Source organism: Pseudomonas sp. EpS/L25 (assembly GCF_001512295.1).
GTDB lineage: Bacteria > Pseudomonadota > Gammaproteobacteria > Pseudomonadales > Pseudomonadaceae > Chryseomonas.
Genome location: NZ_LNUP01000014.1, coordinates 197,913 through 216,312, shown reverse-complemented (window position 1 = coordinate 216,312; position 18,400 = coordinate 197,913). Strand labels below are relative to the sequence as shown.

At 68.3% G+C, this 18,400-nt stretch carries 16 protein-coding genes; 13 read left to right on the top strand and 3 right to left on the bottom strand.

Translation table 11 applies throughout. The annotated features are described in order from the left end of the window. Positions 1-107 precede the first annotated feature (107 nt). A complete protein-coding gene (locus AR540_RS15915; protein ID WP_059230187.1) occupies positions 108-941 on the top strand; it encodes an aldo/keto reductase in 834 nt (277 codons plus the stop codon). On the opposite strand, the gene mnmC is transcribed toward AR540_RS15915, so the two are convergent. Both mnmC and AR540_RS15905 read right to left on the bottom strand, forming a co-directional pair. Then, positions 938-2,878, bottom strand: coding sequence for a bifunctional tRNA (5-methylaminomethyl-2-thiouridine)(34)-methyltransferase MnmD/FAD-dependent 5-carboxymethylaminomethyl-2-thiouridine(34) oxidoreductase MnmC (mnmC, locus tag AR540_RS15910; RefSeq protein WP_059230186.1), 1,941 nt, complete (start codon positions 2,876-2,878; stop codon positions 938-940). The two genes, AR540_RS15915 and mnmC, sit on opposite strands and share 4 nt — an antisense overlap. 55 nt (positions 2,879-2,933) lie before the next feature. Then, on the bottom strand, positions 2,934-3,149 hold the full coding sequence (locus AR540_RS15905; protein WP_059230325.1) for a DUF6316 family protein: 216 nt from the start codon (positions 3,147-3,149) through the stop codon (positions 2,934-2,936). Between the two features lie 297 nt (positions 3,150-3,446). On the opposite strand from AR540_RS15905, the gene AR540_RS15900 reads away from it, so the two are divergent. The 8 genes from AR540_RS15900 (at position 3,447) to gspK (ending at position 10,017) form a co-directional block, all read left to right on the top strand. After that, positions 3,447-4,085 carry a peroxiredoxin gene (locus AR540_RS15900; RefSeq protein ID WP_059230185.1) on the top strand — a complete coding sequence of 213 codons (639 nt, stop codon included), beginning with the start codon at positions 3,447-3,449 and terminating at the stop codon, positions 4,083-4,085. Positions 4,086-4,247: 162 nt separating this feature from the next. Beyond that, positions 4,248-4,835, top strand: a complete 588-nt coding sequence (gene ssuE, locus AR540_RS15895; protein ID WP_059230184.1) for an NADPH-dependent FMN reductase — start codon at positions 4,248-4,250, stop codon at positions 4,833-4,835. Between the two features lie 14 nt (positions 4,836-4,849). Continuing rightward, positions 4,850-5,815: a sulfonate ABC transporter substrate-binding protein gene (locus AR540_RS15890; RefSeq protein ID WP_059230183.1), complete on the top strand. Its 966-nt coding sequence runs from the start codon at positions 4,850-4,852 to the stop codon at positions 5,813-5,815. Between the two features lie 24 nt (positions 5,816-5,839). After that, the gene (gene ssuD, locus AR540_RS15885) at positions 5,840-6,988 is read left to right on the top strand and encodes an FMNH2-dependent alkanesulfonate monooxygenase (protein ID WP_059230182.1); all 1,149 of its coding nucleotides are present in this window, start codon (positions 5,840-5,842) and stop codon (positions 6,986-6,988) included. A gap of 11 nt (positions 6,989-6,999) precedes the next feature. Then, on the top strand, positions 7,000-7,788 hold the full coding sequence (ssuC, locus tag AR540_RS15880; RefSeq protein WP_059230181.1) for an aliphatic sulfonate ABC transporter permease SsuC: 789 nt from the start codon (positions 7,000-7,002) through the stop codon (positions 7,786-7,788). Next, positions 7,785-8,594: an aliphatic sulfonates ABC transporter ATP-binding protein gene (gene ssuB, locus AR540_RS15875; protein WP_059230180.1), complete on the top strand. Its 810-nt coding sequence runs from the start codon at positions 7,785-7,787 to the stop codon at positions 8,592-8,594. The genes ssuC and ssuB overlap by 4 nt, the downstream gene beginning before the upstream one ends. 23 nt (positions 8,595-8,617) lie before the next feature. Beyond that, positions 8,618-8,833: a TOBE domain-containing protein gene (locus AR540_RS15870; RefSeq protein ID WP_059230179.1), complete on the top strand. Its 216-nt coding sequence runs from the start codon at positions 8,618-8,620 to the stop codon at positions 8,831-8,833. A gap of 164 nt (positions 8,834-8,997) precedes the next feature. After that, complete coding sequence (gspK, locus tag AR540_RS15865) at positions 8,998-10,017, top strand: type II secretion system minor pseudopilin GspK (RefSeq protein WP_236712080.1); 1,020 nt, start codon at positions 8,998-9,000, stop codon at positions 10,015-10,017. A gap of 315 nt (positions 10,018-10,332) precedes the next feature. Here gspK and AR540_RS15860 read toward each other — a convergent pair whose 3' ends face one another. Then, complete coding sequence (locus AR540_RS15860; protein ID WP_059230177.1) at positions 10,333-12,366, bottom strand: PhoX family protein; 2,034 nt, start codon at positions 12,364-12,366, stop codon at positions 10,333-10,335. Between the two features lie 197 nt (positions 12,367-12,563). Here AR540_RS15860 and AR540_RS15855 point away from each other — a divergent pair, with 197 nt between their 5' ends. The 4 genes from AR540_RS15855 to AR540_RS15840 are packed head-to-tail and all read left to right on the top strand — an operon-like array spanning position 12,564 to position 18,398. Then, entirely contained in the window at positions 12,564-14,234 is a 1,671-nt protein-coding gene (locus AR540_RS15855; RefSeq protein ID WP_059230176.1) for a hypothetical protein, read from the top strand. Continuing rightward, a complete protein-coding gene (locus tag AR540_RS15850; protein WP_059230175.1) occupies positions 14,234-15,001 on the top strand; it encodes a hypothetical protein in 768 nt (255 codons plus the stop codon). The genes AR540_RS15855 and AR540_RS15850 overlap by 1 nt, the downstream gene beginning before the upstream one ends. Then, positions 14,998-16,941: a type II secretion system secretin GspD gene (gspD, locus tag AR540_RS15845; protein ID WP_059230174.1), complete on the top strand. Its 1,944-nt coding sequence runs from the start codon at positions 14,998-15,000 to the stop codon at positions 16,939-16,941. The genes AR540_RS15850 and gspD overlap by 4 nt, the downstream gene beginning before the upstream one ends. Further along, a complete protein-coding gene (locus AR540_RS15840) occupies positions 16,941-18,398 on the top strand; it encodes a GspE/PulE family protein (RefSeq protein WP_059230173.1) in 1,458 nt (485 codons plus the stop codon). The genes gspD and AR540_RS15840 overlap by 1 nt, the downstream gene beginning before the upstream one ends. The last annotated feature ends 2 nt before the right edge of the window (positions 18,399-18,400 follow it).

The following is an 18,400-nucleotide window of genomic DNA, read 5'->3' as shown; positions in this document are numbered from 1 at the left end:
GTCGCAGCCCCTGCCGTATGGCCTTTGCTGCCGTTTGGCGGACGACTGGGAGAACCGCGACCCCTTGGGCGTTTCTAAACCGGTACACCCATGAGAAGGATGCGCCCATGAATACCGCTCAAACCGTTCGCCTGCCCGATGGCACAACCGTTCCGGCGCTGGGCCAGGGTACCTGGCGCATGGGCGAGAACGCCGATCTGCATCGCCAGGAGGTCAGTGCCCTGCGCCAGGGGCTCGACCTGGGCCTCACCCTGATCGACACGGCGGAGATGTATGCCGACGGGCGCGCCGAGGAACTGGTCGGCGAGGCCATCGCCGGACGCCGCGACGAGGCCTTCCTGGTGAGCAAGTTCTATCCGCAGAACGCCACCGAGGTCGGTGTACCCCTGGCCTGTGAGCGCAGCCTCAAGCGCCTGGGGACGGACGTCATAGACCTCTATCTGCTGCACTGGCGTGGCCAGGTGCCGTTGATCGAGACGGTCATGGCGCTGGAGAAGCTGCGCGACGAAGGCAAGATTCGCCACTGGGGCGTCTCCAACCTGGACACCGCCGACATGCTCGAACTGGCGGACGATCGCTGCAGCGCCAACCAGGTGCTCTACAACCTGGAGCAACGCGGCATCGAGCACGACCTGCTGCCCTGGTGCCAGCGCCAGCAGATGCCGCTGATGGCCTATTGTCCGCTGGGGCAGGGCGGTGATCTGCTGCGGCATCCGACCCTGGCGACCCTGGCCGAACGGCACCAGGCCACGCCGGCGCAGATTGCCCTGGCCTGGGTGTTGCGGCAGCCTGGGGTGATCGCCATTCCCAAGGCGGGTGACGCCGGTCACCTGGAAGAAAATGCCCGCGCCCTGGATCTGCGCCTGGGCGAGGACGACTTCGCCCTGCTCGACGGGGCCTTCCCCCCGCCACAAGCCAAGTCCCCGCTGGCAATGGTCTAACCTTTACCCCGAATCAGCCGGCGCAGGGAAAAGCGATTGGGGTGGCAGGCTTCCGCTACCCGTCGAGGAACCGGCAGGGGTTCGTCCTCGAGCCAGGCTGCCAGCAGTTCGGCGGCCAGCGGTGTGGTGACCAGGCCGCGCGAGCCATGGGCCAGGTTCACATAGAGGCCTGGTCGCCAGGGCGCCGGTCGATCCGGCACCTGGCGGGCATCCCGTTCCAGCACCTGATAGCGGTCGGCGAAGAGGGCCTCGTCCACCACGGGGCCGACCAGGGGTAGATAGTCCGGGGACGTACAGCGAAACGCTACCCGACCTTCCAGGGTTTCCGCTCGCCGTTCGGCCGCCAGTTCCGGCGATAGCTCGGCGAGCAGTTGCAGATTGCTGGCATGTTCGGCCTGACTAGGTTCGGTATCGTCTCGATCGAAGACGAAGCTGGCGCCCAGGCAATGTTCGCCGTGGCGGGCCGGTGCAAGGTAGCCCTCGCCGCAGACCACGGTAGCCAGTTCCTGGCTCCGGGGCGTTGCGGGCAGGGTCGACAGCTGCCCGCGGATCGCCTTGAGCGGAAGCTCTGGCAGCAACGATCGTGCCTGGGCAGCGCTGGCCACCACCACCACGTCAGCGGTGAAGGTAGCGTCGGTCGTCATGACCCGCCAGCCCGCTGCCGTCTGCTGCAAGCCGACGACGGCGGTGTCGGTGACCAGCTCGATGTTCGGCTGGGCCAACCAGTGTGCGCACAGCGCCGGCGGATGGACCCAGCCGCCTTCGGGGAAGAGCAGCCCACCTGCCGTCAGGCCGATGCCGGCGTGGCTGCTGGCGGCGTCGCGATCCAGGGGGTGCAGCAGGTCGGCTGGAAAATGCGCCGCCAATTGCGCCTGGCGGGTAGCATCCTTGTCGCTCAGGGCCAATTGCAGCACGCCGCAGGGTGACCAGGCCATGCCGGTGGGCAGCGCCTGCAACTCACGCAGGGTGAGGCCGAAGCCGTCGAGGATCAGTCGGCTCAGCGGCGTCTCGTGCGCCGACAGCTTGAGATAGAGCACCCCCTGGGGATTGCCGGACGCCTCCTGGGCAGGAGCGGCGTGGCGCTCGACGACCTGCACCTGCCAGCCGCGACGGGCGAGACTGGCGGCGGTGGCGCAACCGGCCAGCCCCGCGCCTATCACCACGGCCGTGCGTGGGCCTTGCGGGCGGGGCGGACGGGCGTACCAGGGCGCTGCGTGGGTGGTGACGGGGCGCTCCAGGCCGCCGGCCAGCATCTCCCGCTTGTGGCCGAAACCGGGCACCTTGCGCATGGCGAAGCCGGCCTCGTTGAGGCCGCGGCGGACGAAACCCGCGCAGGTGAAGGTGGCCAGGGTGGCTCCGGGGCGGGACAGCCGGGCGAGCTCGGCGAACAGCGCCGGCGTCCACATCTCGGGATTCTTGGCCGGCGCGAAGCCGTCGAGGAACCAGGCATCGACCTGGGCATCCAGCTCCGGCAGACGCTCCAGCACATCGCCGACCAACAGGGTAAGGGTGACGCGTCCCTCCGCCAGGATCAGGCGTTGGAAGCCGGGATGGATGGCCCGGTATTGCCGCTGCAGCGCCGCACTGTAGGGGGCTAGCTGCGGCCAGAGGGTGAGCGCCTGGGCGAGATCGGCCGCGGTGAGGGGAAAGCGCTCGACGCTGACGAAGTGCAGGCGGGCATCCCGGGGCGCCGTGGCCTCGAACAGTTGCCAGGCGCAGAGGAAGTTGAGGCCGGTCCCGAAGCCCGTTTCGCCGACGGTGAAGACGTCACCCGCTGCCAGGGCGGCGAAGCGCTCGGGTAGCCGATTCTGCTGCAGGAAGACATGGCGCGTCTCTTCCAGGCCGCTGGCGCGGGAAAAGTAGACATCGCCATAGGCGCGGGAGAGGGGTTGCCCGGAAGCGTCCCAGTCGAGCTGGGCGTGCTGGAAGTCGGTCATGGACGGCGCGGCCTGGAGGTCAGGGCGCGCAGTCTAAAGGATAGGGCGCGGGCGGTCAGACGTTGCTGACGGATTGGCGCAACAGACCCTGGGCGGTTTGCAGGCGCTCCAGATAGCGGTCGATCTGGTTCAGCGCCTCTTCACGGCTGAAGAAGGGCCCTTCCAGAGTACCCTCGCGGGTGGTGAAGAAGAACTGGCCGTTGACCACGCTGACGCGTTCGCTACGGAAATGGGTGCTGGCGCCGGGATCGTCATTGCGTTTGCCGAACATGAAAATTTCCTCCTCGTCTTGCCAACAGACCATCGTGGGCGCCTGGGGTTGCCACCGACAGGCCGATTTCCCGTCGGTTGTTGTCTTCATGATTAGCACCCTAGCCGCCGCTGCGCTTGTGTGGGGAGCGCCCGTTGAAGATGTGACGGACTTGGCTATTCTCAGCGGGCCAAGGCGGCGGGATGGTCCTGGCGAGGACTGCTTTCGCGTTATAACCACAGCGTGATCCGATCTTTCCCGCCGCCGACGCAGAGCGGCATAGTGCCTTCATCCCTACCTGCATCAGGAGAACTGCCAATGACCATCCGTCTGGGCGACATCGCCCCCGATTTCGAACAGGATTCCAGCCTGGGCCGCATCCGCTTCCACGAGTGGCTGGGCGACAGCTGGGGCGTGCTCTTCTCCCATCCGGCCGACTTCACCCCGGTGTGCACCACCGAGCTGGGCCTCACGGCCAAGCTCAAGGACGAATTCGCCAAGCGCGACGTCAAGGTCATCGCCCTGTCGGTGGACGGCCTGGAATCCCACCAGGGCTGGATCAAGGACATCGAGGAAACCCAGGCCACGTCCGTGGGCTTCCCCATCCTGGCCGACGCCGACCGCACCGTGGCCGGCCTCTACGACATGATCCATCCCAATGCCAACGACACCCTGACGGTGCGTTCGCTGTTCGTTATCGATCCGCAGAAGAAGGTGCGGCTGTCCATCACCTATCCGGCCAGCACCGGGCGCAATTTCGACGAGATCCTGCGGGTGATCGATTCCCTGCAGCTCACCGACAACCACAAGGTCGCCACGCCAGGTAACTGGAAGGATGGCGACGACGTGGTCATCGTGCCCTCGCTCAAGGACGAGGAAGAGATCAAGCGGCGCTTTCCCAAGGGCTACACCGCCGTCAAACCCTATCTGCGCCTGACACCGCAGCCCAATCGCTGAAATCTTCCGTGACGAGAAACCCCGGCCCAGGTCGGGGTTTTGTTTTTCTGGTTATAAACAAGTGCCTAAAGGGTATTTTTAGGGAATAAACGCCCGCTGCTAAGGTCCGCTCATTCCTTTTCGAGCGGCGCGACACCGCTCTTTTTTCTTCCGGAGGCGGCGATGCAGGTGGTGACTTTGGCGGGTAGTCCGGCAGCGCGGTCGCGCTCCAGCGGGGTGCTGGATCTGGCAGCGAACTGGCTGCAGGCGCGGGGTGTGGAGCTGTCGCGCTGGCGCATCCAGGACTTTCCCGCCGCCGACCTCATCGGCGCTCGCTTCGACAGCCCGCCGGTGGTGGAACTGATCGCCCAGTTGCAGGCCGCCGACGGCCTGGTGATCGCCACGCCGGTGTACAAGGCTTCCCTGGCCGGCGCCCTCAAGGCCCTGCTGGATCTGCTGCCCGAGCGCGCCCTGACCCACAAGGTGGTGCTGCCACTGGCCACCGCCGGCTCCAGCGGCCATCTGCTGGCCATCGACTATGCGCTGAAACCGGTGCTCTCGGCGCTCAAGGCGCAGGAAATCCTCAACGGCGTCTTCGCCGACGACAGCCAGGTCAGCTACACCGAGACCGGCGTGGCTCTGGTTCCGGCACTGGAGCAGCGCCTCCACGAATCCCTAGAACAATTCCACGCGGCCCTGGTGCGGCGTCCCCAGCCCCTGACCCCCGAGCTCCTGGCCAACCGGATCGGCCAGGCGCGCTGGGGCATCTGATCGGAGCGTTATCCATGCAGTTTTCGTTCAAGCGTTCAGTTCTCGCAGTCACCCTGCTGACCCTGGCCGCCGGCGTGGCCCAGGCGGAAGAGGTGGTGCGCATCGGCTACCAGAAGTACGGCACCCTCATCACCCTGAAGGCTCGCGGCACCCTGGAGCAGCGCCTCGCGAAGGACGGCGTCAAGGTGCAGTGGACCGAATTCCCCGGCGGCCCGCAGCTGCTGGAAGGCCTCAACGTCGGCAGCATCGACTTCGGCGTGACCGGCGAGACGCCGCCGGTATTCGCCCAGGCGGCCGGTGCCGATCTGGTCTATGTGGCCAACGAACCGCCGGCGCCCACCAGCGAGGCCATCCTGGTGCCCAAGGATTCGCCGATCCATTCCCTGGCCGAGCTCAAGGGCAAGAAGATCGCCCTGAACAAGGGTTCCAACGTCCACTACCTGCTGGTGCAGGCACTGGCCAAGGCCGGCATCGACTACAAGGACATCCAGCCGGTGTACCTGCCGCCCGCCGATGCCCGCGCCGCCTTCGAACGCGGCGCGGTGGATGCCTGGGTGATCTGGGATCCCTACCAGGCCGCCGCCGAGACCCAGCTGCAGGCGCGGACCCTGACCGATGCCACCGGCCTCGCCGACAACCACCAGTTCTATCTGGCCACCCGCAGCTTCGCCAAGGCCCATCCCGAACAGGTCGGCGCCATCGTCGACGAGGTGCGGTCGGTGGGTGAATGGGCCAAGGCGCACCCGGACCAGGTCGCTGCCCAGGTGGCGCCGCTGCTGAACCTGCCGCTGGAAACCGCCGAGCGGGTGGTGAAGCGCCAGGGCTATGGTGCCCAGTTGATCAGCCCCGAGGTGGCCGCGCAGCAGCAGAAGATCGCCGATGCCTTCACCGCCCTCAAGTTGATTCCCAGGCCGCTGGTCATCCGCGATGTGGTGTGGACCCCGCCCGCCAGTCTGCAGACCGCCGCCGCCAAACCCTGATTTCGCTTATCTGGAGAACGCCTCATGAGTCTCGACATCTTCTGGTTCCTGCCGACCCACGGCGATGGCCATTACCTGGGCACCGCCGAGGGCGCCCGCGCGGTCGACCACGGCTACCTGACTCAGGTCGCCCAGGCCGCCGATCGCCTGGGCTTCGGCGGGGTGCTGATCCCCACCGGTCGTAGCTGCGAGGATTCCTGGCTGGTAGCCGCCTCGCTGATCCCGGTCACCCAGAAACTCAAGTTCCTGGTGGCCCTGCGTCCCGGGATCATCTCGCCCACCGTGGCGGCGCGGCAGGCGGCCACCCTGGATCGTCTGTCCGGCGGCCGGGCGCTGTTCAATCTGGTCACCGGTGGCGATCCGGACGAACTGGCCGGCGACGGCCTGCACCTGTCCCACAGCGAAAGGTACGAAGCCTCGGTGGAATTCACCCGCATCTGGCGCCGTGTCCTGGAAGGCGAGACGGTGGACTACGACGGCAAGCACATCCAGGTGAAGGGCGCCAAGCTGCTCTATCCACCGCTGCAGCAACCGCGCCCACCGCTGTACTTCGGCGGCTCCTCCGATGCCGCCCAGGACCTGGCGGCCGAGCAGGTGGAGCTCTACCTGACCTGGGGCGAAACCCTGGACGCGGTGCGCGAGAAGATCGAGGCGGTCAAGGCCAAGGCCGCCGCCCAGGGCCGCACGGTGCGCTTCGGCATCCGCCTGCACGTGATCGTCCGCGAGACCAACGAGGAAGCCTGGAAGGCCGCCGACCGCCTGATCGCCAACCTGGACGACGCCACCATCGAGAAAGCCCAGGCCGCCTTCGCCCGCTTCGATTCGGTCGGCCAGCAGCGCATGGCCGCCCTGCACGGGGGCCGTCGCGACAACCTGGAGATCGCTCCCAACCTATGGGCCGGCGTCGGCCTGGTGCGTGGTGGTGCCGGGACCGCCCTGGTGGGTGACGGTCCCACCGTGGCCGCGCGGGTCAAGGAATACGCCGCCCTGGGCATCGACACCTTCATCTTCTCCGGCTATCCGCACCTGGAAGAGTCCTACCGGGTGGCCGAGTTGCTGTTCCCGCACCTGCCGGTCAAGCGGCCGACCCAGGTCGAGGGCGCCAACTACGTCAGTCCCTTCGGCGAGATGGTGGCCAACGACATCCTGCCGCAGAAAGCGGCGCAGAGCTGAAGGGGGACGGCATGAGCAGTACGACCGAACGTCAATTGCAGCGGCTGGCACCCTGGCTGGTGCCGGTGGCCCTGATCGCCGCCTGGCAGCTATCGGTGAGCAGCGGCTTGCTATCCAGCCGCATCCTGCCGTCGCCAGCGGCGGTGCTGGAAGCGGGCTGGAGCCTGGTCAAGAGCGGTGAGCTCTGGCAACACCTGGCCATCAGTGGCTGGCGCGCCGGCATCGGCTTCGCCATCGGCGGCAGCATCGGCCTGGCGCTGGGCTTCATCACCGGGTTGTCGAAGTGGGGTGAGCGCCTGCTGGACAGCACCCTGCAGATGGTGCGCAACGTGCCGCACCTGGCGCTGATCCCGCTGGTGATCCTCTGGTTCGGCATCGACGAGTCGGCCAAGTTGTTCCTGGTGGCCCTGGGAGTGTTCTTCCCCATCTACCTGAACACCTACCACGGCATCCGCAACGTCGATCCGGCGTTGGTGGAGATGGCCCGCAGCTACGGCCTCTCCGGCGCGCGACTGTTCTGGCACGTGGTGCTGCCGGGCGCGCTGCCGTCCATCCTGGTGGGGGTGCGCTTCGCCCTGGGCCTGATGTGGCTGACTCTGATCGTCGCCGAGACCATTTCCGCCAGCTCCGGTATCGGCTACCTGGCGATGAACGCCCGGGAATTCCTGCAAACCGACGTCGTGGTGCTGGCCATCCTGCTCTATGCCGTCCTGGGCAAGCTGGCGGATCTCGCCGCCCGCGGCCTGGAGCGCGCCTGGCTGCGCTGGCATCCGGCCTATCAGAAGGGAGTCCACGCATGACCAGTCTGCAAGCCGTTCCGCCGCTGGCGCGAGGCATCGCTCTGAAGCTGCGACAGGTGGTGAAGAAATTCGGCGAGCGCACCGTGCTCCATGGGATCGATCTGGAGATCCCGGCCGGTCAGTTCGTCGCCGTGGTGGGTCGCAGTGGCTGCGGCAAGAGCACCCTGCTGCGCCTGGTGGCCGGTCTCGACCGCGCCAGTGGCGGCACCCTGCTGGGGCAGGACGAGCCCCTGGCGGAGCATCGCGACGATACCCGGCTGATGTTCCAGGATGCGCGCCTGCTGCCGTGGAAACGCATCATCGACAATGTCGGCCTGGGCCTCAAGGGCGACTGGAAACCGCGGGCGCTGGAAGCCCTGGAGGCGGTCGGTCTGGCCGATCGCGCCGAGGAATGGCCTTCGGCGCTGTCCGGCGGCCAGAAGCAGCGCGTGGCCCTGGCCCGCGCCCTGATCCACCAGCCGCGCCTTCTCCTGCTCGACGAGCCCCTGGGTGCCCTGGACGCCCTGACCCGCATCGAGATGCAGCAACTCATCGAAGGCCTCTGGCAGCGCCATGGTTTCACCGTGCTGCTGGTCACCCACGACGTGGGCGAGGCGGTGGCCCTGGCCGACCGCGTGGTGCTCATCGAAGACGGCCACGTCGGCCTGGATCTCGACGTCAATCTGGCGCGCCCCCGGGCCGCCGGCGACGCCCAGCTGGCTCGCCTGGAAGCCGAGGTGCTGGCGCGGGTGCTCCAGCAGCCGCTCAACCCCGCTCTACCCGAAATCGTGCAACCCCTGCCCACGCAACTGCGCTGGGCCTACTGATCGTTCATCCGAGGAGTTCTGCCATGACCATCAAGGCCATCAACGTTCGCAACCAGTTCAAGGGCACCATCAAGGAAATCATCGAAGGCTCGGTGCTCTCCGAGATCGACGTCCAGACCGCCGCCGGCATCGTCACCTCCGTCATCACCACCCGCTCGGTCAAGGAGCTGGAACTCAAGGTGGGCAGCGAGGTGATCGCCTTCGTCAAGTCCACCGAGGTGTCCATCGCCAAGCTGTGATGCTGCCGTCGTGTTGAAAAACCCGCCCTGGTGGCGGGTTTTTTTCATGGGGGATCGGGTGTCGCCAATGGATCAGCTTGGCCTGAGCGCCGCCATGGCGTACTCCTGCCACGATTCTGCAACCTGCGTCGGTTCCAATGCCGCTTTTGCCTGGGGGAATGCGGGTGCGGCGACAAGGGGGCGTGGCGCTGCTGATGGCGCTCTGGGCGCTGGCGCTGGTGGCGGCACTGTTGCCGGTGCTGCTGGCCGAGGGCCGCGCCGAGTTGCAGCGGGCGCGGTTGCTGGAGCACGAGACCCTGGCGCGGGCGCTGGCGGCGGGAGCCGAGCAGGTGGTCACGCTGGGGCTGGTGCAGGCCGGGGCGCGGCAGCGGCCGGAGTTCTGGCGGAGCCTGAGGGGCGAGGTGCTGGCCTACCAGGTGGAAGGGGCCGAGGTCCGTGCCCAGCTGCGCGATTTGCATGGCTGTTTCAACGTCAATGCCCTGGCCGGCCCGGAACGGGTCCTCGCGCTGCGCCAGTTGAAGCTCTTGCTGGCGCAGCGTCCTGGTGGTCTGGCGGAACCTGGGCTGACGGCGGAGGGGTTCGCCGAACGGCTCGCCGATTGGGTCGATGCCGATGGCGAGAGTCACGAGTTTGGCCTGGAAACGCCGGAGGCCCTGCGCCTGGCCCCGCCGGTACTGGTACCCAATCTGCCTTTGGCCGAGGTGGGCGAACTGGATCGCCTCGTGCCGGCGCGTCCCGGTCGCCACCTGCAGTTACGTGAACTCTGTGCGCTGCCGGAAACCGGTGGTTGGCGACTCAATGCCAATGCCCTGGGCGTGGAGCAGCTGCCGCTGTTGGAGGCGCTGTTCCTCGGCAAGGTGCCGCGGGAGACCCTGCAACTCCTGATCACGGCGCGACCCGCCCAGGGCTATGTCACCGTCGAGGCCCTGCGCGAGGCGCTGCCCGGGGTAGGGGAGGAGACCTTCACCCTGCTGACCCAGCGGCTGATCCTCAATAGCGGTGACTTCCTGCTCGGGGTGGAGGTACGGCGCGATGGCCAGGTCTTGCGCCAGGTGCGGCAGTTGTCGGCCCAGGGCGTGAGTCGCTGGCACGCGTCGGTGCCGGCGCAGCGGGTACGACTGTTGGCGACGCGGGACACCACGCTGTGGACGCCGGGACCCGGTGGGGCGGAGGTGTTGCAGTAAGGTGAGGTTTATCGCGGCCATGGGCCGCTCCTACGGTTACGGCAGAGCCCGTAGGAGCGGGCCCATGGCCGCGATCCGCAAAACGCCAGAGTCCAGTAGGAGAGTCGCATCGCCGGACCGCCATGGCCGCGATGGCTGGGCATCAGTGGAAAACGCTGGCGCGGTTTTCCACGCTACGGACGAGAGTCCGGCGTAGGGCGGAAAACGGCGCGGCCTTTTCCGCGTGGGGTCGGTGGTCGTGGAGCTATCTTGCGGGAAAGCAAAAAGCTCCCGCGGTCGTCGCCGACCGGGGGAGCCTGGTTGTCGCCGACTCGATCAGACGCCGATCTGGCCGCCGTCGAGCTTCTGGATCACCACGGTGGAGGCGCGCGGCCGGACCTTGGTGCCGGCCGGGGTGGCCTCGGTGGCGACTTCGCTGTATGGCCAGTTGTCCGGGTGCTGGACGTTGATGAACATGGTCGTCAGGTCCGGCGTCCAGGTGATCCCGGTGATCTCGCAGCCATTGGGGCCGACCAGGAAGCGGCGTAGCGCGGTCTGGTTGGTGGCCGAGATGGCGACCTGCTTGCCACTACCATCCACCACCTGGGCCGGGATGACCGCCAGCAGCTGGTCGTTGGTGTAGTCGGCCACGGCGTTGTCGCTGTTGTCGGTCTCGATCCAGAGGATGCCGCGGCTGTCGAAGGCCAGGCCGTCGGGACTGGCGAACTGGTTGAGTTCGGTCAGGCCGGAGCGGTTGATGTCGGGCGCGGCGCCGGCGTCCGCGCCGAAGACGAAGATGTCCCAGGTGAAGTCGGTCTGGTTGTTGTTGTCCTTCCAGCGCACGATGTGGCCGTTGACGTTGGGCACCCGCGGGTTGGCGGCGTTGGCCGCGGTGCGCGCGGAATTGTTGGTGAGAGTGACGTAGACCTCGCCGGTGAAGGGGTTGACCGTGGTCCACTCCGGACGGTCCATGGGGGTGGCGCCCACGGCGTCGGCGGCACCGCGGGTGTTGAGGATGATGCCGGCCAGGTCGCCGTAGAGCGCGCCCAGGGTACGGCCGTCCTTGGTCGGCGCATTGACCGTCAGCGGCAGCCACTTGCCGTTGCCGCCATCGTCGAAGCGGGCGACGTAGAGGGTGCCGTTGTCCAGGTACTTGGCGCCGATGGCCAGGCGGTTGGTCGCGTTGGCGTCGGCTGGATCCCAGGCTGCGGCGGAGACGAACTTGTAGATGTATTCGTTGCGCGAGTCGTCGCCCATGTAGAACGCCAGCGGCTGGCCGGCGACCGGGATGCCGTAGGCCGAGCCCTCGTGGCGGAAGCGGCCCATGGCGGTGCGCTTGGTGGCCGGCGCTGCGCTGTCGTAGGGATCGATCTCGACGATGTAGCCGTAGCCGCTGGCTTCGTTGCGGAAGTCCTGGGTGGCGTTGGCGCCGGTGGGGGTCAGGTCGAAGCGGCGGAACTCGTTGTCCACCTCGCTGGCGTCACCCGCCGGCGTCTCCCAGCCGTAGTTGCTCTTGCTACCGATGCCGATGCGCTTCTGATCCACCGGCAGGGTGCCCTTGTTGACGAAGATCCCCGGCCAGTTCTCCTCGCAGGTGAGGTAGGTGCCCCAGGGGGTGAAGCCGTTGCCGCAGTTGTTGTTGGTACCGCGGGTACGGGTGCCGTCGGGGGAGTAGGGGGTGATCAGGTTGGCGTTGCCGCGCAACGGACCGGCGATCTCCATGGGCGTGGCGCTGGTGAAGCGACGGTTCAGGGCATCGTTGGTGACGACCTGCCAGATGCCATTGACCTTGCTGATGCGGATGACCGCCGCGCCATGGGCGTTGATTTCCTTGCGCACTTCCTCGGCCGGACGCTTGCCGTTGGTGGTGGTCGGACCGTTGGGGTGCAGCACCTTCTGGTCGATGTATTCGTAGTTGATGGCCAGCAGGCCGTCGCTGCTCGAATTGTTCAGCGGGAAGAAGTGCATGCCATCGTGGTGCATGCCGGCGGCGTTGGCCTGGTCGGTGGAGGTGTTGCTGCCATCGCTGCGCCAGGCGTTGGCGAGGTTGTTCAGCGGCGTGCCCCAGGGCGCCAGGGTGCGGGCGCTGTAACCGGCGGCCAGGACGATGGCGTCGATCCGGGCGCCACGGATGGAGTCGAAGCCGAGCTTGAGCTGCGGCGTGCCGGGTTGGCTGGGGGCCGGATCGTCGTCCGAGCCGCCACCGCCGTCGAAGCAGGCGGTGAGACCGCCGCCCGCGATCAGCGCGATGGCGGCGCCCAGGCCTCCTTTCATGACGCTGCGGCGCGACAGGTAACGGTCGACGACGGCATCCAGCGGTTCGTTGCCGCTTTCGTTGCGATTACGGTCGTCGCTCGTGAAAGTGCTCATGCGCAAAGCTTCCTTGGTTGATCACGGGAGTCGGCGACTTTAGGAAGCCTCTGTGATGGTCTGGTGACTGAAAGGTTACAGGCGGTCATTTCCCGGCAGTCGAGCTGTAACAGTTTGTAACTTGTTGTTTTGTCATGAATTTGTAGCTTTTCGCCGCCTAGGATGCCGCCCTCTCTAGCGCGCAAGGCAGATATCGGATGGGCAACTGGGCACGACGCCAGGTCTTGGGTTGGCTCGCCGCTGGCGCCACGGTGCCTTTGCTGGGCGGCTGTGCCCGGGGCTTCTCGACCCGCTCGGGCGATGCCGATCTACAGCTGCTTTATGTGGCCGATACCCTGGATGCCCGTGAACCCGGCTGGCCGGTGGTACCGCGGGTGCGCCTCGGCCCGGCCGGGCGCATCGGTGCCGCGCCCTGGCGCACCGGTGCCGATGCCGCGCGCCTGGCGCCGGCACTGGCGCCCCTGCTCGATGCCGGGCGTGGCGATGGCCAGCGCTACGGCGGCTATGCCGCGCTGGCCAGCCAGCTGGCGCAACTGCGCACTCGCCAGGGTGCGACCCGTAGCCTGACCCTGGAAAACGGCCAGTGCTGGAACGGCAGCGGTCTGACCCAGCTGACCCGTGGCGAAGCCGGCGTCGATGGCAGCCTGCTGCTGGGCAGCGACGCCCGGGTGAGCAGCGACGAGCGCCTGCTCTGGCCCGAGCGCAGCGCCGCCCTCTATCGCCGCTATGGTCGTCCGGTGCTGGGCGGCTCCCTCGGCGAGGAACGGCGCACCGCCTTGGGCGTCGTTCCCTTTACCCTGGTCGAGCGCGACGGCGTGCGCATCGCCCTGGTCGGCGTCACCGATCCCTACGCCAGCGACCAGCAGGCGCCGCTGGCCGACTGGTATGCCCGGTTGCGTCCGGTGCTGGCCGAGGCGCGGGGCAAGGCCGATCTGCTGGTGGTGCTGGCCGATGTCGGTACCGGCCCAGGCCTCTGGTTGGCCGAGCGGCTGGAGGAAGCGGACCTGCTGCTCTGTGCCCGGGGTCAGGATCTCTGGCCGGAGCTGATTCCGGTGATGCGCGGCAGTGGTCGTCCGCTGCCGGTCTGCCTGCCGGGCGCCCGAGGTGTCGGCTTCTTCGAGATTCGCTGTCGCGGCGGTCGCGATGGCTGGCGCCTGGACGCCGGCTTCCATCCGGTGCAGGCCGAGCGCGTCCTCGACCGCACCCTGCTGGAAAGCCATCAACGCCAGCTGGCGGCAGCCCGGGCGCCCCACGCTGGCTGGCTCGACCAGCGCCTGGCGCGGGCGCCGGTGGATCTCTGGCGCCGCGACCTGCTCGGCGGCAGTTGGGACGCCCTGATCGCCGCGGCCCTGGGCGGCAGCGAGGCCCAGCCGGTGCTGCTGCCCGGGTTGAGATACGACCTGCCGCTACGGCGGGGCGACTGGATCACCCGCGAGCACCTGATCGCCCTCTGCGGCGGTCACGAGGCGACGGTACTGGAGTTGCCCACCTCGGCCGATGCCTTGCGCAATCTCCTGGAAGAGGCTGCCGACAACCGTTTCGGCGAACCCCTGCTGCTGGACAACAGCCAGGATCTGCCGCGGTTGATCGGTGCCCAGTGGAGTTGCCGCTACGGCGCGCCCCGTGGCCAGCGCATCGGGCCACTGCAGGTGCCCCTGGGCGGCTCCTTCGCCTGTCGCACCTTCGCCCTGGGACGGGACCTCGGCAGCGGCGAGGCGCTCTGGCAGCGTCTGGAAGCCTATCTGCGCGCCCGGCCCGCCGACTGGGGCCTGGCACCACTGCCGGTGCCGCGCCTGGAGTTCGTCGAGGGGCATCCCGGTTGGCATCCGCTGGCCGCGCTGCGCCAGCGTCTGGAGCGGCTGGCCTGATGGCGCGGCTGCTCAGCCATCCCCTGGCGCTACGGCTGCTGACGCTGCTCTGGCTGGGCATCGCCGCCTGGTTGGCGGCGCGGGTGGTCTGCGATTTGCGCCTGCTCTGGCTCGCGCCGTCGGCGCCCAACGGCCAAGCCGCGCCGCTGCCGGCTACCGATCTGCTGGCCGGTCACTGGCGCGCTGCCAGCCAGGCCGCGCCCAATAACCTGCCGATCCAGTGGGTCGGGGCGATCAAGGCGGTGCCCATCGATGGCTCCGTGGTGGTGCTGCGCTACGGTGAGCGGCAGGTGTCGCTGGTGCAGGGCGACAGCCTGGCGCCCGGCCTGGTGCTGATCGCCATCGACGCCCAGGGCCTGGTCTTCAGCCGCGGCGATCACCAAGAACGGCTGCCCTGGCCGGCGCCGCGGGAACTGGTGGGTCTGGCGGCCAGCGGTACGGCCAAGCCGAACGCAGTCAAGGCGCCGCCCATGCCAGTGGCGGACGAGGGCGATCTGGCCAGCTTGCTTCGCCGCATTCGCGCCACCCCCGTGCGCGAGCACGGCGAGCTGACCGGTTACCGCCTGCAGCCCGGCGCCGAGCCGGCCTTCTTCAGCGGCCTGGGCCTGGAGCCTGGCGATGTGCTGCGCCGGGTGGATGCCGTCCCCGTGGCCGATACCCGGGCGCTGTTGCAACGGCTACCGCACTGGCGCGCCACTGGCGCCCTGACCCTGGAACTGGAACGTCAGGGCCGTGCCCTGGCCCTACCCGTGAGACTGTCCCTGTGAAGAAACGCAGCTATTGCGGCCTGTTCCTTGCCTTCTGGCTGCTCGGCGCCCAGGCCGAACAACGCTTCGAGGTCAACTTCGAGAACAGCGAGATCGATCTGTTCATCGAAAGCGTGGGGCGCATTACCGGCACCAACTTCGTCATCGATCCGCGGGTGCGCGGCACCCTGACGGTGCGCAGCGCCCAGCCCCTGGCCGCCGATGACGTCTACGCCCTGGCCCTGGCCCAGCTGCGCGCCAACGGCTACGCCGCGGTGGAGGTGGACGACGGTGCCCCGGCCAAGCCCGGTGCCGGCGATACCGTGGCGACCCGGGTATTCGCCGTGCGCGGCGGCAATCTCGAACAGCTGCTGGGCATCGTCCGCCCGCTGATGGACACCCGGGTCGGGGTGGCCACGCCTTATCCCGCCAGCAACCTGCTGGTGGTGACCGACTGGCGCAGCAACCTCAGCCGCATCGGCCAGTTGCTGGCGCGGCTGGATCGCGGTCGCGACGAGCCGGTGGAGATGATCGCCCTGCGCCACGCCCAGGCCCGCGACACCGCGCCCCTGGTGGAGCGGCTGCTGGCCAGTCGCGGCCAGGCTGGTGGCGGGGTCCAGGTCCTGGCGGACGCCCGCAGCAATGCCCTCATGGTGCGCGGCGACGAGGCCGTACGCCGCCAGGTGCGCCGGCTGGTGGCCGAGCTGGACGTCTCCCGCGATGCGGCCAGCGACACCGAGGTGGTCTACCTGCACCACGCCAAGGCCGGCGAGGTGGTCAAGGTGCTGCGCGGCCTGAGTGGCGAGGTCACCCAGGAGGCGCGGGTGGAGATCCCGGTGGCGGCACCTGTTGGTAATACCACCCCTGTAGAGGGTGGCGGGGAAGGGGAGACCTCCTCTGCCAAGGCGGGCGGCGGGGCCTTGGCGGCAGGGGCGCCCGGCATCCGCCTGGAAGCGGACCTGGGCACCAATGCCATCGTGCTGATCGGTCCGCCACGGGAGCTGGCCGCCTACAAGCGCATCATCAAGCAGCTGGACATCCGTCGCGCCCAGGTGGTGGTGGAGGCCATCATCGCCGAGATCACCGACACCAAGGCCAACCAGCTCGGCGTCCAGTGGCTGTTCCTCGATCGCAACGGCAACCTGCCGGCGGGCAGCGTCAACTTCACCAATGGCACGCCCATCAACGGCCTCGCCGCCGCCGCGGCCAACCAGGACACCACCGCCCTGGGCAGTCTGCTCTCGGGCATGCAGGGCATCTCCGCCGGGGTCGGTCGCCTCGGCGGCAGCGGGTTGAATTTCGTCACCCTGCTGCAGGCCATGCGCAGCGAGAGCGGCTTCAACCTGCTGTCGACGCCGACCCTGCTGACCCTGGACAACGCCGAGGCCTCCATCATGGTCGGTCAGGAGGTGCCCTTCGTCACCGGTTCGGTCACCAGCAACAACGCCAATCCCTACCAGACCATCGAGCGCCGCGAGGTGGGGGTCAAGCTGCGCCTCAAGCCGCAGATCAACGAAGGCGATACCGTGCGCATGGAGATCGTCCAGGAGGTCTCGTCCCTGGCCGACAATGTCCGCGCCAGCGACGTGGTCACCAACAAGCGCGAGATCAAGACCACGGTGATGGTGGAGGACAACGGCCTCATCGTCCTCGGCGGCCTGATCAGCAACGAGGGCACCGACAGCGACCAGCGGGTGCCGCTCCTGAGCGACGTGCCGGTGCTGGGCAATCTGTTCAAGTCCCGTACCCGCTCCAGCACCAAGCAGAACCTGGTGGTGTTCATCCGCCCGCGCATCCTGCGTGATCCGGGCCTGGTGCAGCAGATCAGCGAAGACAAGTACCGTGGCATGCGCGCGGCCGCCCCGGCCGCCGCCTTGCCGGTCACTCCGCCAGGCGATCGCGGCGCGCCCACGCTGCAGAGTCTCTATCCCTCGGCGCGGGCGCGCCTGGACGGCCTCTGATGACGGCGACACTACCCTATCGCCTGGCGCGCCAGGCCGGCATCGCCCTGGTCGCCGAGCCCGACGGCTATCGGCTGCTGTGCCGCCTGGATGCCGACCTGGCACTGCTGCAAGAAGTGCAGCGCCGCCACGGTCCACCCCTGGGCTGCGGCTGGCTCCCCCGCGAGATCTTCGAGCAGCGCCTGGGTCCGCTCTACGAGGCCGGTCAGGCCAGCAGCGAAGCCCTGGTGGAGGGCCTCGGCGAGACCGTCGACCTGGCCGGGCTGATAGAGGAGTTGCCGCGGGTCGAGGATCTGCTCGACAGCGCTGGCGAGGCGCCGGTGATCCGCCTGATCAACGCCCTGTTCGCCGAGGCCCTGCGCCTGGACGCCTCCGACCTGCACGTGGAGACCTTCGAGCAGACGCTGGTGGTGCGGGTACGGGTGGATGGGGTGCTGCGCGAATTGCTGCGCCCGCCGCGGGCGCTGTCGGCCATGCTGGTGTCGCGGATCAAGGTCATGGCGCGGCTGGACATCGCCGAGAAGCGCCAGCCCCAGGATGGCCGCATCACCCTGAGGGCCAGCGGTCGCGACGTCGACATCCGCGTCTCGACGCTGCCTGGCGTCCACGGCGAGCGGGTGGTGATGCGGATTCTCGACAAGCAGGCCAGCCTGCTGGAGCTGGCGCGCCTTGGCCTGCCGCCGGTCATAGACACGGGCCTGCGTGGTGCCCTGGCCCAGCCCAATGGCATCCTGCTGGTCACCGGGCCCACCGGCTCGGGCAAGACCACCACCCTCTATGCCAGTCTCGGCCTGCTCAACGAAGGCAGCCGCAGCATCCTGACCGTGGAAGACCCGGTGGAATACGCCTTGCCCGGCATCGGCCAGACGCCGGTCAATCCCCGTGCCGGCCTGACCTTCGCCACTGGCCTCAGGGCCATCCTGCGTCAGGACCCGGACGTCATCATGATCGGCGAGATCCGCGACGTGGAGACCGCCAGCATCGCCGTGCAGGCCAGTCTCACCGGCCATCTGGTGCTCTCCACCCTGCACACCAACAGCGCCCTGGGCGCCATCACCCGGCTGCGCGACATGGGCGTGGAGCCCTTCCTGCTGGCGTCGAGTCTCAAGGGCGTGCTGGCCCAGCGGCTGGTGCGGCGGTTGTGCGATTGCGCTGTCTGGCGCCCGCTACGCACGGCCGAACAGGCGCTGCTGCCAGGGCTGGCCGGGCTCGAACGGCTGCGCGAGCCCCAGGGTTGCCCGAGCTGCAACGGCAGTGGCTATCGCGGTCGCCTGGGCCTCTACGAATTCGTCGCCCTGGACGCCGAACTGGCCGAACTTATCTATCGCGGCGCTGGCGAAGGCGAGATGGCCCGGCTGCTCGACGGCCGCCGCGCGACCCTGGCCGAAAGCGCCCTGGAGCGCCTGGCGGCGGGCGAGACCAGCCTGGCGGAGGTGCTGCGTGCGGTGCACCAGTAAGG

Bases quoted from the DNA above. Each gene is read 5' to 3' on its own strand.
- AR540_RS15915 (WP_059230187.1), top strand. From the start codon at position 108: ATGAATACCGCTCAAACCGTTCGCCTGCCCGATGGCACAACCGTTCCG.
- mnmC (WP_059230186.1), bottom strand. From the start codon at position 2,878: ATGACCGACTTCCAGCACGCCCAGCTCGACTGGGACGCTTCCGGGCAA.
- AR540_RS15905 (WP_059230325.1), bottom strand. From the start codon at position 3,149: ATGTTCGGCAAACGCAATGACGATCCCGGCGCCAGCACCCATTTCCGT.
- AR540_RS15900 (WP_059230185.1), top strand. From the start codon at position 3,447: ATGACCATCCGTCTGGGCGACATCGCCCCCGATTTCGAACAGGATTCC.
- ssuE (WP_059230184.1), top strand. From the start codon at position 4,248: ATGCAGGTGGTGACTTTGGCGGGTAGTCCGGCAGCGCGGTCGCGCTCC.
- AR540_RS15890 (WP_059230183.1), top strand. From the start codon at position 4,850: ATGCAGTTTTCGTTCAAGCGTTCAGTTCTCGCAGTCACCCTGCTGACC.
- ssuD (WP_059230182.1), top strand. From the start codon at position 5,840: ATGAGTCTCGACATCTTCTGGTTCCTGCCGACCCACGGCGATGGCCAT.
- ssuC (WP_059230181.1), top strand. From the start codon at position 7,000: ATGAGCAGTACGACCGAACGTCAATTGCAGCGGCTGGCACCCTGGCTG.
- ssuB (WP_059230180.1), top strand. From the start codon at position 7,785: ATGACCAGTCTGCAAGCCGTTCCGCCGCTGGCGCGAGGCATCGCTCTG.
- AR540_RS15870 (WP_059230179.1), top strand. From the start codon at position 8,618: ATGACCATCAAGGCCATCAACGTTCGCAACCAGTTCAAGGGCACCATC.
- AR540_RS15860 (WP_059230177.1), bottom strand. From the start codon at position 12,366: ATGAGCACTTTCACGAGCGACGACCGTAATCGCAACGAAAGCGGCAAC.
- AR540_RS15855 (WP_059230176.1), top strand. From the start codon at position 12,564: ATGGGCAACTGGGCACGACGCCAGGTCTTGGGTTGGCTCGCCGCTGGC.
- AR540_RS15850 (WP_059230175.1), top strand. From the start codon at position 14,234: ATGGCGCGGCTGCTCAGCCATCCCCTGGCGCTACGGCTGCTGACGCTG.
- AR540_RS15840 (WP_059230173.1), top strand. From the start codon at position 16,941: ATGACGGCGACACTACCCTATCGCCTGGCGCGCCAGGCCGGCATCGCC.